Below are 13,914 nucleotides of genomic sequence, written 5' to 3' on the forward strand. Positions count from 1 at the left end.
GCCCGCGCCCTTCACCGTGCACTTCTCCTCGGGAGGCCGGACACCATGGGCGACAGGACTCACACGAGCGCACACCCCGGAGCCGCCGGCAGGGCTCCGACGGCCGACCACCCCGCGTCCGTACGGAACGTGGTGCTGGTCGGCCACAGCGGATCGGGCAAGACCACCCTGGTGGAGGCCCTGGCCCTCGCCGCGGGGGCGGTGAACCGGGCGGGCCGCGTCGAGGACGGGACCACCGTCTCCGACCACGACGAGATGGAGCACCGCAGGCAGCGTTCCGTACAGCTCTCCGTCGTCCCCGTGGAATGGGACGGCATCAAGGTCAACCTGATCGACACCCCCGGCTACGCCGACTTCGTCGGGGAGCTGCGGGCCGGTCTGCGGGCCGCGGACGCGGCCCTCTTCGTCGTCTCGGCGTCCGACGGCGTGGACGGCGCGACCCGCGCGGTGTGGGAGGAGTGCGCCGCCGTCGGCATGCCGCGCGCCATCGTGGTGACCCATCTGGAGGCCGCCCGCGCCGACTTCGAGTCCATGACCGACCTCTGCGCCGCGGCCTTCGGCGACGACGACCCCGACGCCGTGCTCCCGCTGTACCTGCCCCTGTACGGCGACCACGGACCGGACGGACACGCCCCCGTCGCCGGACTCCTGGGACTGCTCTCGCAGCGGATCTACGACTACTCCTCGGGCCGGCGCGAGGAGCTGGCCCCCGACCCCGCCCAGCTCCCCCGCATCGAAGCGGCCCGCAACCGGCTGATCGAGGGCATCATCGCCGAGAGCGAGGACGAGTCCCTGATGGACCGCTACCTCGACGGCGAGGACATCGAACGCAAGACCCTGGTCGACGACCTCGAACGGGCCGTCGCCCGCGGCGCCTTCCACCCCGTCCTGGCCGCCGCGCCCGCCCCCGAGGGCAGCCGCCAGGGCCTGGGCACGGTCGAGATCCTGGAGCTGGTCACCGGCGGCTTCCCGACCCCCGCCGAACACGAGCTGCCCGCCGTCACCACCCCGCAGGGCGCCCCCGCGCCCCCGCTGGCCTGCGACCCGGCGGGCCCGCTGGTCGCCGAGGTGGTCAAGACCGCCTCCGACCCCTACGTCGGCCGGATCTCCCTGGTCCGGGTCTTCTCCGGCACGCTGCGCCCCGACGAGACCGTCCACGTCTCCGGGCACGGCCTCGCCGACCGGGGCCACCCCGACCACGACGTCGACGAACGCGTCGGCGCGCTCTCCTCCCCCTTCGGCAAACAGCAGCGCCCCCTGACCCACGCCGTCGCCGGCGACCTGGTCTGCGTGGCCAAGCTCACCCGCGCCGAGACCGGCGACACCCTCTCCGCCAGGGACAACCCGCTGCTCATGGAGGCGTGGCAGCTGCCGGACCCGCTGCTCCCGCTCGCCGTCCAGGCGCACAGCAAGGCCGACGAGGACCGGCTCTCGCAGGGCCTGGCCCGCCTGGTCGCCGAGGACCCGACCATGCGCCTGGAGCAGAACCGGGCCACCCGCCAGCTCGTCCTGTGGTGCCTGGGCGAGGCCCACCGCGACGTCGCCCTGGAACGGCTGCGCACCCGGTACGGCGTCCGGGTCGACGCCGTGGGGCACAAGGTGTCCCTGCGCGAGACCTTCGGCGAGCGGACCACCGGGCGCGGGCGGCACGTCAAGCAGTCCGGCGGCCACGGCCAGTACGCCATCTGCGAGATCGAGGTGGAGCCGCTGCCGCCCGGCACCGGCGTCGAGTTCGTCGACAAGGCGGTCGGCGGCGCGGTGCCCCGCCAGTTCATCCCCTCCGTCGAGAAGGGGGTACGCGCCCAGGCCGCCCGGGGCCTGGCAAGCGGCTGTCCGCTCGTCGACGTACGGATCACGCTGCGGGACGGCAGGGCCCACTCCGTGGACTCCTCCGATGCCGCCTTCCAGACCGCGGGCGCCCTCGCCCTGCGGGAGGCCGCCGCCGGCGCCCGCATCGACCTCCTGGAACCGGTCGCCGCCGTGACCGTCCTGGTCCCCGACGGCTACGTGGGCCCGGTGATGAGCGACCTGTCCGGCAGGCGCGGCCGGGTCGTCGGCACCGAACAGGCGGGCCGCGGCCGCACCCTGGTGCGGGCCGAGGTGCCCGAGATCGAGATCGGCCGGTACGCCGTCGACCTCAGGTCCCTCTCCCACGGCACCGGGAGCTTCCACCGCACGTACGCACGACACGAACCCATGCCATCTCAGATCGCGGGCAAATTCCGCGAACAGGACCAAAAAGGCGGCTAGTTGACCGTTTTGCGGCAATGCTGCCCACCCAATTCCCTTGCGGTGGGCGGCATTCCGCGCTCCCATGACGAGAGGGACCTCGCGTCGATACGCTGTGACCCCAGCTCAGCAGGTGTGCGGGGGGCGGCCGTTGGGAACAACGCCGCAGTGCGGGAACGGCGTGGAGAGCACAGGGCTCCACGGACGCGGACGGTCGATGGGGGCGGTAGTGGCGGACTCGGGATTCGACTTCTCACCCGGTGCACAGGTGCCGCTCCAGGGTGCGGCCGGACAGACCGCGGCGACCAACGCGCTCGCCTCGGCCGCGTACCGGGACAGCTCGGTGACCGTCCTGCTGGACGCGAACAACGAGTGGCACAAGTCCGGCGTCAGCAAGGGCAGGCTCTCCCTCTTCGAACCCGACCTCGGCGAGGCGTTCTCGCGCGCGGTACGGGTGCGGATGCTCGGCGGCGCCCGCAAGGCCCTCATCCAGTCCTTCGGCACCGAGCCGCAGACCGTCGTGGAGCACTGCCTCGCCGCCACCAACATCCGCAAGGCCCGCGACACCAAGCTCACCGTCATCATGGCCGTCTTCGGCCTGCTCTTCCTGCCCGGCCTCCTCCTCTGGCTCGCGGTCTTCCAACTGCGCCGCACCATCGCGGGCGCCAAGGACAAGAAGTCCGGCGCACTCGGCACGGCCCTCCTCGTGGCGGTCGGCGGCCTCGTGGTGATCTTTCTGATCAAGCTGCCCTTCGACGGCCTCCTCGGCATCTACCTGCGCGCCATGGTGGTCGCCCCGGTGATCGGCTGGCTCTGGGCCAAGCAGGTCTGCGAGACCACCGCCAAGGACCTGCGTGAACGCTGGGCCTCCCTCCTGTCCGGAGGCGGCGGCGCCGGACCCAAGATCCCCGAGGCGGTCCCCCGCGACCCCGGCCAGAGCCAGGCCGAGGAACTCCGCCAGGGACTCGCCCGGCTCACCGCCGAGCAGCAGTCCAACTCGGTCTTCTACGCGGGCCCCAAGGGGATACTCGGCATGGGCACCCGCTGGGGAAGCTGGCAGCTCGCCGAGGAACTCCACAGCGCGGACCCCACCAAGGAGATCCACGGCTTCCGGAGCTGGGACGTGATCCGCGCCATCCACGACCAGCTCCGCATGCTGGAGCGCGGCCCGCTGCACACCGGCGGCTTCCCCACCCCCTCGGTCAAGCACTGGATCGTCGCCCCGGTCGGCGAGAACGCCGGCGAGGTCAGCCGCCCCGACGGGCAGGACGTCGACCAGTACCTGATCAAGACCCACGAGATACAGCGCATCTGCAACGAACAGCAGTTCGGCGCCGGCAACCGGCACTACCTGGGCGTCCAGTTCACGCTGTGGGACGGCCAGTTGGTCATCACCATGCTCATCACGGTGACCGTCCTGCACCACACCCTGCGCATCGAGGTCACCGGTCACGCGCTGGGCCCGGTGCACCCCCTGTTCACCACGAAGCCCGCGGCCAAGACGGTCACGGTCGGCAAGACGGTCAAGTTCTGGGAGACCAAGACCCGCCAGCTCCCGCTGATGGGGACCAACGACGTGGTGCGGCTCAGCGTGCGGGCCCCGTTCACCTGGTTCCCCAACGTCCTGGACTTCCTCGGCGGCAAACTCACGCTGCCCGAGCCGTTCGGCCTGCGGCACGTGTGGGCGGAGAAGCCCTGGCGGCACCGCTTCATGGCGGACGACGCGATGCGCGCGGCGACCCCCGTCCTGCGGGTCGTGCACACGGCCGCGATCAAGGTCCTGGAGGACCACGGAGTCGACACCGAACGCTTCAACGGGCGCTCGTCCATGCTCAGCGGCCTGGTCCAGGACCCGGCCCCGCGCAAGGCCGACCTGTACGACGCCTGAGCGCTACACGCTCTCCGGCCACACGTCGGCGAGCATCTTGCGGGTGTCCGCGAGGAGCTGCGGCAGCACCTTGGTGTGCCCGACGACCGGCATGAAGTTGGTGTCCCCGCCCCAGCGGGGCACCACGTGCTGGTGCAGGTGGGCGGCGATCCCGGCACCGGCGGCGGAGCCCTGGTTGAGCCCGATGTTGAACCCGTGCGCCCCGGACGCCTTGCGCAGCGCGGTCATCGCCTTCTTGGTGAACAGCGCCAGCTCGGCGGTCTCGGCGTCGTCCAGCTCCGTGTAGTCGGCGACGTGCCGGTAGGGCATGACCATGAGGTGTCCGCCGTTGTACGGATACAGGTTCATGATCGCGAAGACGGTGGTGCCGCGCGCCACGATCAGCGAGTCCTCGTCGCTGTGCCTGGGCGCCTCGCAGAAGGGGCAGCCGTCGTCGGACCCGGGCCCGGTCGGCTTGTTCTCACCCTGGATGTACGCGATCCGGTGGGGCGTCCACAGCCGCCCGAACCCGTCCGGCTCACCCACCGGTCCACTCTGCTGCTCCGGCTCACTCGTCATGCGGAAAGCATAGGCGTACGACCTGGGGAGACGGCAGAGAGGGCGGCCCCCGAAGGGAACCGCCCTCATCCGTCACTCCCGCGCTCAGACCTGGACGCGGCGCTCCACCACGTCGAGCAGCTTCGCGAGGGCGTCGGCCTTCGGGATGCCGTTCTCCTGCGAGCCGTCGCGGTGGCGGAAGGAGACCGTACCGGCCGCCATGTCCTCGTCACCGACGATGATCATGAACGGGACCTTCTGCTTCTGCTGGTTGCGGATCTTCTTCTGCATCCGGTCGGACGAGGCGTCCACCTCGACCCGCAGCCCCTTCTTCTTCGCCTCGGCGGCGAACTCCTGGAGGTACGGGATGTGCGCGTCGCCGATCGGGATGCCGACCGCCTGCACGGGCGCCAGCCACGCCGGGAACGCACCCGCGTAGTGCTCCAGCAGCACCGCGAAGAACCGCTCGATCGAGCCGAACAGCGCGCGGTGGATCATGACCGGGCGCTGCTTGGACCCGTCCGGGCCGGTGTACTCCAGGTTGAAGCGCTCCGGCAGGTTGAAGTCGAGCTGCACGGTCGACATCTGCCAGGTCCGGCCGATGGCGTCCTTGCACTGCACGGAGATCTTCGGCCCGTAGAAGGCCGCGCCGCCCGGGTCCGGGACCAGGGGCAGCCCCTGCTTCTCGGCGACCTGCTGGAGCGTCGCGGTGGCCTCCTCCCAGATCTCGTCCGAGCCGACGAACTTCTCCGGGTCCTTGGTGGACAGCTCCAGGTAGAAGTCGGTCAGACCGTAGTCGCGCAGCAGCCCGAGGACGAAGGTGAGCGTCTTGTCGAGCTCCTCCGCCATCTGCTCCTTGGTGCAGTAGATGTGCGCGTCGTCCTGGGTGAAGCCCCGGGCACGGGTCAGACCGTGCACGACACCCGACTTCTCGTACCGGTACACGGTGCCGAACTCGAAGAGCCGCAGCGGGAGTTCGCGGTACGAACGCCCCCGGGCGTCGAAGATCAGGTTGTGCATCGGGCAGTTCATGGGCTTGAGGTAGTAGTCCGTGCCCTCGTCGAGCTGCATGGGCGGGTACATGCCGTCGGCGTACCAGTCCAGGTGGCCCGACTGCTCGAAGAGCTTCCCCTTCGTCGCGTGCGGGGTGTAGACGAACTCGTAGCCCTCCTCCTCGTGCCGGCGGCGCGAGTAGTCCTCCATGACCCGGCGGATGATGCCGCCCTTGGGGTGGAAGACCGCGAGGCCGGAGCCGATCTGCTCCGGGATGGAGAACAGGTCCAGCTCGCTGCCGAGCTTGCGGTGGTCGCGCTTCTCGGCCTCGGCGAGGAACTCCAGGTACGCCTTCAGCTCGTCCTTCGAGGGCCACGCGGTGCCGTAGATGCGCTGGAGCATCGGGTTCTTCTCGCTGCCGCGCCAGTACGCGGCGGCGTTGCGCATCAGCTTGAAGGCGGGGATGTTGCGGGTCGACGGCAGGTGCGGGCCCCGGCAGAGGTCCTTCCAGCACAGGTCGCCGGTCTTGGCGTCGAGGTTGTCGTAGATGGTCAGCTCGCCGCCGCCCACCTCCACGTCCGCGCCGTCGTCACTGGACGCGGAGCCCTTGATGCCGATGAGCTCCAGCTTGTACGGCTCGTCGGCGAGCTCCTCGCGGGCCGCCTCGTCGGAGACGACGCGACGGGCGAACTTCTGCCCCCGCTTCTGGATCTCCTGCATCTTCTTCTCGATCGCCTTGAGGTCCTCCGGGGTGAAGGGCTTCTCGACGTCGAAGTCGTAGTAGAACCCGTCCTTGACCGGCGGGCCGATGCCCAGCTTGGCCTCGGGGAAGAGCTCCTGCACGGCCTGCGCCATGACGTGCGCGGTGGAGTGGCGCAGGATGTTGAGGCCGTCCTCGGAGCTGATCTCGACGGGCTCGACCTCCTCGCCGTCCTGCACCGCGTAGCTGAGGTCCTTCAGCTCACCGGCGACCCGGGCGGCGACGATCGAGCGCTCGCCGGCGAAGAGCTCGGCTGCCGTAGTGCCCGTCGTCACCACGCGCTCTTCCCGCTCGGAATCGCGTTGGATGATCACACGGACGTCTGACACCGGTCTCTCCTGACTGAGGGGGTACGCGCCTGTGGAAGCGGCACGCCCCCGAATCGTACCGAGCCGGTGGCCTCCCTCGCGAAACGGTATTCCCGGAGCGCTCACTCCTCCCCGCTGCACGCCCCCTCGAAGAAGTCCAGGTTCTCGTGCAGCGCCTTCATCAAACGGTCCCGTTCCGCCTCCTCCACCTGGACGGGCGCCACCCCGGCCGCCCCCGTCAGCCGCCGGAACCCGCCCCTGCGCTCCAGCCGCCCGCCGACCTGGATCGGCAGCCCCACCAGGTGCGCGTGCCCGGCGATCCGGTACGCCTCCTCGTCCAGGACGAGCCGTACGTGCGGCACCTCGGCCCCGGCCAGCACCCGCAGCCGCACCGTTCCGCCGCCCCGCGGGTCCGACCTGCGCATCCGTACCACCGCCCCAGTGATCCGCACCGGCACCGAGGGTTCGTCCCGCAGGTAGCGCGCCCCCGCCGACCGGAGCGCCGGCAGGTCTCCCGGCGAGAACTCCACCGCCTCGGGCCGCGCCGCGCAGCCGGGCGGCGGCCCGGCCGCGGGCGCCCAGTCGAGCGCGATCCGCGCGCCCTCGGCGCCCTGCACCAACGCGACCACGGCCTCGGTCAGTTCGTGGCTGACGCCCGCCTCGACGGCCGCGTCGAACGCCTCCATCCCGCCGGTGGCCCGCTGGTAGTCCGTGGCCTCGCGCGCCGCGTGCAACGCGTGGTGCAGGCGGACGACCGTGCTCCGCCCGCCCGCGACCGGCACGAACGCCGTCAGCGCGCGTCCGCCCGTCCCCGCCCCGACCAGCACGCCCTCCAGTGAGGCCTGGGCCTGCCTGCGGTGCCGCGCCCCGTAGTACCCGGCCCGCCCGCGCGCCGCGAGCGCCCCGGCGAGCAGCATCTGCCGGGCCGCCGAGCGCAGCTTCTCCTGCGCGGGCCAGGCCGCCGCCCCCGTCACGTCCTCGGGCACGTCCCGCAGCCAGCGGATCTCGTCGCTGGGCACCGCGAGCTGCACCAGGACCTCGCGCGCGGACGGCTCGGGGCAGCGCTGGAGGGCGTACAGCGCCTCCGCGAGCAGGTCCTCGCTGTCGGGGAACGCCCTCGATTCCGGTACGAGCAGACTCGCACCCCCGGCGGAGGGCCCGGGCGGTGTCCAGCGCGCGTAACGGCCGGCGGCACCCCCGCGCCGCCACCAGCCGTGCCGGGCCAGGAGGGCGCCGAGGACGGCGGGGTCGACCTGGGCGGGCTCGGGTCCTCCGCCGTCCCAGCTTCCCGCGGATTCACCGGGGTCGCCGGGGTGTGGTCGTCCGGAGTCGTCGATGGGCCGGTAGCGGTGCATCAGGGTCTCCCTCCCGCCCCGACGCGGCTCATGATCTCGCAGAGGGCTCGGTCGTCGAATATCCGCACGGTGGGGACCCGCACGTTGGTCCGGTGGCGGCCGGTCACCGGGTGTCCGGCCAGGTTGATCCAGTAGCAGCAGTGCCGCAGGTCGAGCCGGTCGTGCGCGGCGCTCAGCCAGTCGTCGCGGCTGCGCGGCACGAGCATCACGACCAGGATCTTGTGCACCGAGACGGGGGTGCGCGCCAGCTTCACCAGGTGGTCGTTGTCGAGGGTGAAGGAGAACGCGGCGCCCGGCGGGCGCGGGGCGATCTGGTAGGTGCACTTGAGCTGGACCTTGATGGTCACTTCGTCGTCGACGGTGTGCACGGGCGATCCGTGGCTGACGTGCCAGTCGATCCCGTTGTCCGGGAACGGCTGGGAGAGCGAGCACCCCGCGGCTGCCGCGACGGCGTGCAGATAGCCCACCTGGAGTGTCTCCATGCAGGCGGTAGTGGCGAGCGCGCCTCTGAGCGGGGTGGTCCGCTCGGGCAGCAGCCCGCCCGGTTCGGGCTGCGTGAGCGCCATGGCTGACGTGTGCCTTCCGGGCCGTGCCGATCTCTTGCTCGGATGCGCAACTCCCCGACGGGAGACGCGCGTTCGGGAGGGGGCGGCAACTTCGCCGCCCGTCACCTGTGTTGTCTCCGTACGGCTTATGGCGTAAACGGCCCGGGTATCACCGCTTCGGGCAGAAAGCGCACCGGGGTCCGATCCGCGAGTCGGCCGTCTGCCGTTGGAGCATGAGGAGTTGGGGACATGACGTGCTGGTACGAGGGGCCGCTGGCGGCCTTCGACACGGAGACCACGGGCGTGGACGTGGAGGGTGACCGGATAGTCTCGGCCGCCCTCGTCGTGCAGGACGCGGCGGGCGCGCGCGTCCGGGCCACCAAGTGGCTGGTGAACCCGGGTGTTCCGGTGCCCGTGGGGGCGACCGAGATCCACGGGCTGACCGACGAGCACCTCCAGCGCAACGGCCGGTGGCCCGCGCCCGTGATGGAGGAGATGGCGCGGGCGCTGGCCGAGCAGTGCGCGGCGGGCCGTCCGCTGGTCATCATGAACGCGCCGTTCGATCTGACCATGCTGGACCGGGAGTTGCGGCGGCACCGGGCGTCGTCGCTGAGCCGCTACCTGGAGGCGCGGCCGCTGTACGTCCTGGACCCCCGGGTCCTGGACAAGCACCTGGACCGCTACCGCAAGGGCCGCCGCACCCTCACCGACCTGTGCGGGCACTACGGTGTGGAGCTGGCCGGGGCGCACGACGCGGTGGCCGACGCGACGGCGTCGCTGGAGCTGGTACGGGCCGTGGGCCGGCGTTTCGCCGCCCGTCTGGAGCGCCTGTCCCCCGCCGAGCTGCACAGCCTCCAGGCGGTGTGGCACGCGGCGCAGGCGCGCGGCCTCCAGGCCTGGTTCGCCCGCAACGGCTCGGACGAGGCGGTCGACCCGGCGTGGCCGCTGCGCCCCGAGGCACGCGCCCAGGCGGCCTGACCGGCCTCAGTCGGAGGAGGCCCGCCTGACGGCGACCAGCCCGGCGATGGAGGCGAGGGCGACGATCCCGGCGCCCACGCTGCACAGGATCTGCGGGGTGCCGTTCATCCGGTAGTTGAAGAACGCGTTCGCGGCGACGGCGATCGCGAGCAGCATCCAGAGCATCGTCTTGGTCATGGTGGTGTTCATCGGGTCTATCTCCTGCTGTCAGTCCGGCGGTTGCTGTACCGGCAACGCTAGGAAGTCCGCCCGGCGCGGAACAGGGCTTCTGCCCCCGGACCGCTGGTGGTGCCAGCACCACCCCGGCGGGCGCCCTCGCCGCACCGGCACACAAGAAAGCCGGTCCGTCTGTGACGGACCGGCTCTTCCCGGGTGGGCGATACTGGGTTCGAACCAGTGACCCCTTCGGTGTGAACGAAGTGCTCTCCCACTGAGCTAATCGCCCGGGAACGGGTTGAACCATACAGCGCTTCCCGCGTTCGGTTCAAACCGCGTCCCCGTCCGCCTGCCGGGCCGTCGCCTCGGCGGCGAGTCCGCGTCTTCCGGACCGCATCATCAGGGCGTGGTTGGCGAGGAAGAAGGGGCGTCCGAGGACGGCGAGCCGCCGCAGCAGCGGTTTGTTCACGTCGACCTCCTGCTCGTACCGCACGACGGTGCCCGTGCCGTGCGGGCGCAGTGTCCAGCGCATCCAGCCCTCCAGGTCGCCGGTCATGCGCACCTCCAGGAGCCCGGCGTCCAGTCCGCCGCGCCCCTCGTGCACGCCGACGAGCAGGTCGTACGGGAGGAGGGACCGGAAGCGGGCGGTGCCGCTGTGCTCGTCCACCCGGTCCACCTCGCGCACCTGGGGCCACCAGCGCGGATAGGCCTCGGCGTTCTCCAGCACGGCGTAGACGGCGGCGGGCGGGGCGGGCACCTTCCAGATGCTGCAGAAGCGGTAGTGACTCCAGTCCATGGCCTCAGTCTGCTCCGTCTGCCCTGCGGCATGCCTGCGCCTCCCGCTCCGTGCACGCGGGCCCGTGCCGCGCGGGCTCCTGAGTACGTGCGTGAGTATCCGCACCCATGACGGGCCGCCCGGGGCGCTCCACACTCGCGTCATGACGAATGTTCCGCCGCCCCCGCCGGCCGAGGAGCTGCGCCGGCTCGACCAGGAGCTGCTGCGGCTCGACGCGCGCCGCGCCCAGTTGCTGCACCGCCGGGCCTGGCTTCTGCACCTCCTCGCCACCCCGGCCGCACCGCCGCCCGCACCCGGCGTGCCCGGGCCGGTCGCGACGACGCAGCCCGGTCCGAGCGCGCAGAACGTGCTGCTCGCCCTGGGCGGCGTCCTGCTGGCGGTCGCCGCGCTGGCGTTCACGCTGATCGGCTGGGGCCAGTTGGGGATCGCCGGGCGGTCCGCGGCGCTGGGCCTGGTGACGGCGGCGGCGCTCGCCGTCCCGGCGCTGCTGGTGCGCCGGGGCCTGGTGGCGACGGCGGAGGCGGTGGCGGTGCTCGGTCTCGTCCTGACGACGCTGGACGTGTACGCGCTGCGCCAGGTGGCCTTCGCGGACGCGGACGGCACGGCGTACACGGCGGCGGCCTCCGCCGTCCTCGCGCTGGTGTGGGGAGGGTACGGCGTGTTCCTGCCGCGCCTGCGCACCCCGCTCCCCGCCGCCCTCCTGGTCGCCCAACTCCCGCTCCCGCTCTGGGCCCTGTCCCAGTCGGCCACCGCGCTTCCCGTCCTGTGGGCCCTCCTGGTGACCGCCGCCCTGAACACCCCGCTCGCCCTCCGCCGCCTCTCACGGAGCCCGGCCCCCAGCACCCCCTCACGCCCCGGCACCCCGCCGTCCCCCCAGACCCCCGCCCCGGCGGGCGGCACACCCGCGCCCCCCGCCCCCGGAGCCCCCTCCGCGGGGCCGGGCACCGCCGGCTCCGCCCCCGTCGGGGTGCCGCGTCCCGTCGGCGCTGTCGGCGTCCTGGCGGCCGGGCTCGCCTGGGTGACCGGCGCGGCCGCCCTGCTGGGCGCGCTGTCCCTGTCGTCGCTCGCCGGTTCGCCCGCCGACGCGGCGCCCTCCTGCGCCCTGCTCCTCGCGGGCGGGGTCCTCGCGCTGGCGGCCTCGCTGCGCCGCCCGCAGGCCGCGTCCGCCGCGGCCGCGGGTCTGGCCGCGGTCGCCGCCGCCGGTGGTCTCCTGCGGCCGGCCCTGCCGCTCGCCTGGACGGCCCCCCTGTACCTGGCCTGCGCCCTCGCGCTGCCGGCCGTGGCCGCCCGATCCGTACGCCTGCCCCGTCCGGTACGGCACGGCCTGGCCCTGTCCTCGGCCGCCGTCACCTCGGGCGCCGTCCTGACGACGCTGCCCGCGCTGACCCTGACGCTGCTGTCGGGCCCGCTGTCCCGGCCGGCCGCCCCGTGGCGGGGCCTGCCCGCGGGCTTCCGCGCGGTCCCGGCCGGCGGCGACGCGTGGGACCTGCCCTGGCAGGCGATGTCGACCGCCCCGCTGATCCTGCTGGCCTCGGCCGCCGCCCTGGCCCTGTTCCACCGCCGCCGCCCGCGTCCCGCGTCCGCCGTCGGCGCCGTCCTGCTGGCCGCCGGCGCGCTCCTGCTCGTCCCGGTCGCCCTGGACCTGCCGTACGCCGCCGGGCTCGCCCTGTTCGTCGTCGTGACGGCCGCCGCCCTCGCGTCGGCGGTGTTCTCCTCCTCCGCCGCCGCCTCGCACGCGGCGCTGGCGACCGGCGCGGTGGTCTCCGTCGCGAGCGCCCTCCTGGCGCTGGCGGGCCGCGGCGCCACCTTCGCCGTCCTCGGCGCGCTGCTCCTGCTGTGGCTCGCCACGGCCCTGCGCGCCACGGCTCCCGCGGTGCGGTCCGTGAGCGCCGTCGCCTGCGTCGTGCACGCGACGGCCCTGGCCTGCGCCTCGGGGGCGGCCCTGGGCCTCCCCGCCCGGCACACGGCGCTCCTGGCCCTCGCGGTACCCGCCCTGGTGGCGCTGCTCGCGGTACGGGTGCGCAGCGTGCCGATGGAGATCGCGGGCGCGGTGTCGGCGCTGGTGCCCCTGGTCCTGGCCGCCGGGCACCTGCCGACGCTGTCCCTGGTGCTGGCGCTGTGCGGGGCGGTCGCGGCCGGCACGGCGGTGCGGGAGGAGCGCCGGGCGGCGGGCTGGGCGGCCGGGGGCCTGTTCGTCGCGGCGACCTGGTCGCGGCTGGCGGCCTCGGAGATCGCCGCCCCGGAGGCGTACACGGTCCCCGCGAGCGTCCTGGCGCTGGCGGTGGGGGTGCTGCGGCGTCGCCGCGACCCCCGGGCGTCCTCCTGGCTCGCGTACGGCCCGGGCCTGTCCATGACCCTGGTGCCGAGCCTGGTCGCCGCCTGGGCGGACGCGCACTGGCAGCGCCCGCTGCTGCTGGGCGTGGCCGCGCTGGTGGTGACCCTGCTGGGCGCCCGGTACCGGCTCGGGGCCCCGCTGCTGCTCGGCGCGGTCGTGCTGAGCCTGGTCTCGCTGCACGAGCTGGCTCCGTACGCGGTCCAGGTGGTCGGCGTCCTGCCGCGCTGGCTGCCCCCGGCACTGGCCGGGATGCTGCTGCTGGCGGTGGGAGCGACGTACGAGCAGCGGCTGCGCGAGGCCCGTCGGCTGCGCGAGCGGATCGGCCGCCTCACGTAGGCACGTGTCCCGGGCCCGCGCGGGAGGGGCCCGGGGAACGCCAGAGGCCCGAGAGACGCTGTACGGTCTCTCGGGCCTCTGGTCCCGGGTGGGCGATACTGGGTTCGAACCAGTGACCCCTTCGGTGTGAACGAAGTGCTCTCCCACTGAGCTAATCGCCCGGGCACAGACAGAACATTACCGCATGTCAGCGCGTGCCCCCGACCACTTTCCGGCCGGTCGGCCGGTCGTCACTCGTTGATCTTCCACGGCATCACCAGGCCGAACTTCCACACGTAGATCCCGACCAGCACGGCGATGATCACCAGGCCGATCGTGGTCAGGACGATGTTCCGCCGGCGCACCTTCGGGTCGAGCGCCTTCTGGGCCGCCTCGGTGAGCTTGCGCTTGGTCCAGCGCATCACGAGCTGCGCCCAGACGAACTCGGTCGCCCAGATCGCCATGCCGCCGAAGATCACCACCCAGCCGGGTCCGGGCAGCGGAAGCATGATGATGCCCGCGATCACGACCGCGAGGCCGACGACGAAGACCCCGACCTGCCAGCTGAGGTGGAGCGTCCTGCGTTCCTGGATGTACTGCGGCGCACGCGATCCGAGCTCGCGCCCGTCGGTGGTGCCCCCCGTTTCGGGACCGGTCGTCGCCGCGGCGACGCCCCCGTCCCGCTCGTCACTCTCCGCGTTCATGAGGGCCAACTTACC

11 protein-coding genes and 2 tRNA genes are annotated in these 13,914 nt (G+C 72.8%); 4 read left to right on the forward strand and 9 right to left on the reverse strand.

Features of this window, described 5'->3' with window-relative positions; genetic code table 11:
• Positions 1 to 45: 45 nt before the first annotated feature.
• Complete coding sequence (locus tag ACIP93_RS20165; RefSeq protein WP_401760730.1) at positions 46 to 2,250, forward strand: elongation factor G-like protein EF-G2; 2,205 nt, start codon at positions 46 to 48, stop codon at positions 2,248 to 2,250.
• A gap of 196 nt (positions 2,251 to 2,446) precedes the next feature.
• Complete coding sequence (locus tag ACIP93_RS20170; RefSeq protein ID WP_401760732.1) at positions 2,447 to 4,117, forward strand: hypothetical protein; 1,671 nt, start codon at positions 2,447 to 2,449, stop codon at positions 4,115 to 4,117.
• Between the two features lie 3 nt (positions 4,118 to 4,120).
• On the opposite strand, the gene ACIP93_RS20175 is transcribed toward ACIP93_RS20170, so the two are convergent.
• From ACIP93_RS20175 to ACIP93_RS20190, 4 genes are all read right to left on the reverse strand, one after another.
• Positions 4,121 to 4,675, reverse strand: a complete 555-nt coding sequence (locus tag ACIP93_RS20175) for an HIT family protein (RefSeq protein ID WP_401760734.1) — start codon at positions 4,673 to 4,675, stop codon at positions 4,121 to 4,123.
• An 84-nt stretch (positions 4,676 to 4,759) separates the two neighbouring features.
• On the reverse strand, positions 4,760 to 6,736 hold the full coding sequence (gene thrS / locus ACIP93_RS20180; protein ID WP_401760736.1) for a threonine--tRNA ligase: 1,977 nt from the start codon (positions 6,734 to 6,736) through the stop codon (positions 4,760 to 4,762).
• 101 nt (positions 6,737 to 6,837) lie between these two features.
• The gene (locus ACIP93_RS20185) at positions 6,838 to 8,070 is read right to left on the reverse strand and encodes a hypothetical protein (RefSeq protein ID WP_345224876.1); all 1,233 of its coding nucleotides are present in this window, start codon (positions 8,068 to 8,070) and stop codon (positions 6,838 to 6,840) included.
• Positions 8,070 to 8,636 carry a DUF4365 domain-containing protein gene (locus tag ACIP93_RS20190; protein ID WP_401760738.1) on the reverse strand — a complete coding sequence of 189 codons (567 nt, stop codon included), beginning with the start codon at positions 8,634 to 8,636 and terminating at the stop codon, positions 8,070 to 8,072. The genes ACIP93_RS20185 and ACIP93_RS20190 overlap by 1 nt, the downstream gene beginning before the upstream one ends.
• Positions 8,637 to 8,864: 228 nt before the next feature.
• Here ACIP93_RS20190 and ACIP93_RS20195 point away from each other — a divergent pair, with 228 nt between their 5' ends.
• On the forward strand, positions 8,865 to 9,593 hold the full coding sequence (locus ACIP93_RS20195; RefSeq protein ID WP_345224873.1) for a 3'-5' exonuclease: 729 nt from the start codon (positions 8,865 to 8,867) through the stop codon (positions 9,591 to 9,593).
• Positions 9,594 to 9,599: 6 nt separating this feature from the next.
• On the opposite strand, the gene ACIP93_RS20200 is transcribed toward ACIP93_RS20195, so the two are convergent.
• The 3 genes from ACIP93_RS20200 to ACIP93_RS20210 form a co-directional block, all read right to left on the reverse strand.
• On the reverse strand, positions 9,600 to 9,782 hold the full coding sequence (locus ACIP93_RS20200; RefSeq protein ID WP_345224871.1) for a hypothetical protein: 183 nt from the start codon (positions 9,780 to 9,782) through the stop codon (positions 9,600 to 9,602).
• 184 nt (positions 9,783 to 9,966) lie between these two features.
• Positions 9,967 to 10,038: transfer RNA gene (locus ACIP93_RS20205), tRNA-Val, on the reverse strand.
• A 39-nt stretch (positions 10,039 to 10,077) separates the two neighbouring features.
• Positions 10,078 to 10,545: an SRPBCC family protein gene (locus tag ACIP93_RS20210; protein ID WP_401760741.1), complete on the reverse strand. Its 468-nt coding sequence runs from the start codon at positions 10,543 to 10,545 to the stop codon at positions 10,078 to 10,080.
• A gap of 142 nt (positions 10,546 to 10,687) precedes the next feature.
• Here ACIP93_RS20210 and ACIP93_RS20215 point away from each other — a divergent pair, with 142 nt between their 5' ends.
• Positions 10,688 to 13,216, forward strand: a complete 2,529-nt coding sequence (locus tag ACIP93_RS20215; RefSeq protein WP_401760742.1) for an SCO7613 C-terminal domain-containing membrane protein — start codon at positions 10,688 to 10,690, stop codon at positions 13,214 to 13,216.
• A gap of 89 nt (positions 13,217 to 13,305) precedes the next feature.
• Here ACIP93_RS20215 and ACIP93_RS20220 read toward each other — a convergent pair.
• A tRNA-Val gene (locus ACIP93_RS20220) sits at positions 13,306 to 13,377 on the reverse strand.
• Positions 13,378 to 13,446: 69 nt separating this feature from the next.
• Positions 13,447 to 13,899, reverse strand: coding sequence for a TIGR02611 family protein (locus ACIP93_RS20225; RefSeq protein ID WP_345224865.1), 453 nt, complete (start codon positions 13,897 to 13,899; stop codon positions 13,447 to 13,449).
• Positions 13,900 to 13,914 lie beyond the last annotated feature (15 nt).

The organism is Streptomyces sp. NPDC088745 (assembly GCF_044751045.1).
In the GTDB taxonomy this organism is placed as follows: Bacteria; Actinomycetota; Actinomycetes; order Streptomycetales; family Streptomycetaceae; genus Streptomyces; species Streptomyces cremeus.

Excerpts from the sequence above, each read along its gene's own strand:
- ACIP93_RS20165 (WP_401760730.1), top strand. The coding sequence starts at position 46 with ATGGGCGACAGGACTCACACGAGCGCACACCCCGGAGCCGCCGGCAGG.
- ACIP93_RS20185 (WP_345224876.1), bottom strand. The coding sequence starts at position 8,070 with ATGCACCGCTACCGGCCCATCGACGACTCCGGACGACCACACCCCGGC.
- ACIP93_RS20195 (WP_345224873.1), top strand. The coding sequence starts at position 8,865 with ATGACGTGCTGGTACGAGGGGCCGCTGGCGGCCTTCGACACGGAGACC.
- ACIP93_RS20210 (WP_401760741.1), bottom strand. The coding sequence starts at position 10,545 with ATGGACTGGAGTCACTACCGCTTCTGCAGCATCTGGAAGGTGCCCGCC.
- ACIP93_RS20190 (WP_401760738.1), bottom strand. The coding sequence starts at position 8,636 with ATGGCGCTCACGCAGCCCGAACCGGGCGGGCTGCTGCCCGAGCGGACC.
- ACIP93_RS20175 (WP_401760734.1), bottom strand. The coding sequence starts at position 4,675 with ATGACGAGTGAGCCGGAGCAGCAGAGTGGACCGGTGGGTGAGCCGGAC.
- ACIP93_RS20225 (WP_345224865.1), bottom strand. The coding sequence starts at position 13,899 with ATGAACGCGGAGAGTGACGAGCGGGACGGGGGCGTCGCCGCGGCGACG.
- ACIP93_RS20200 (WP_345224871.1), bottom strand. The coding sequence starts at position 9,782 with ATGAACACCACCATGACCAAGACGATGCTCTGGATGCTGCTCGCGATC.
- ACIP93_RS20170 (WP_401760732.1), top strand. The coding sequence starts at position 2,447 with ATGGGGGCGGTAGTGGCGGACTCGGGATTCGACTTCTCACCCGGTGCA.
- ACIP93_RS20215 (WP_401760742.1), top strand. The coding sequence starts at position 10,688 with ATGACGAATGTTCCGCCGCCCCCGCCGGCCGAGGAGCTGCGCCGGCTC.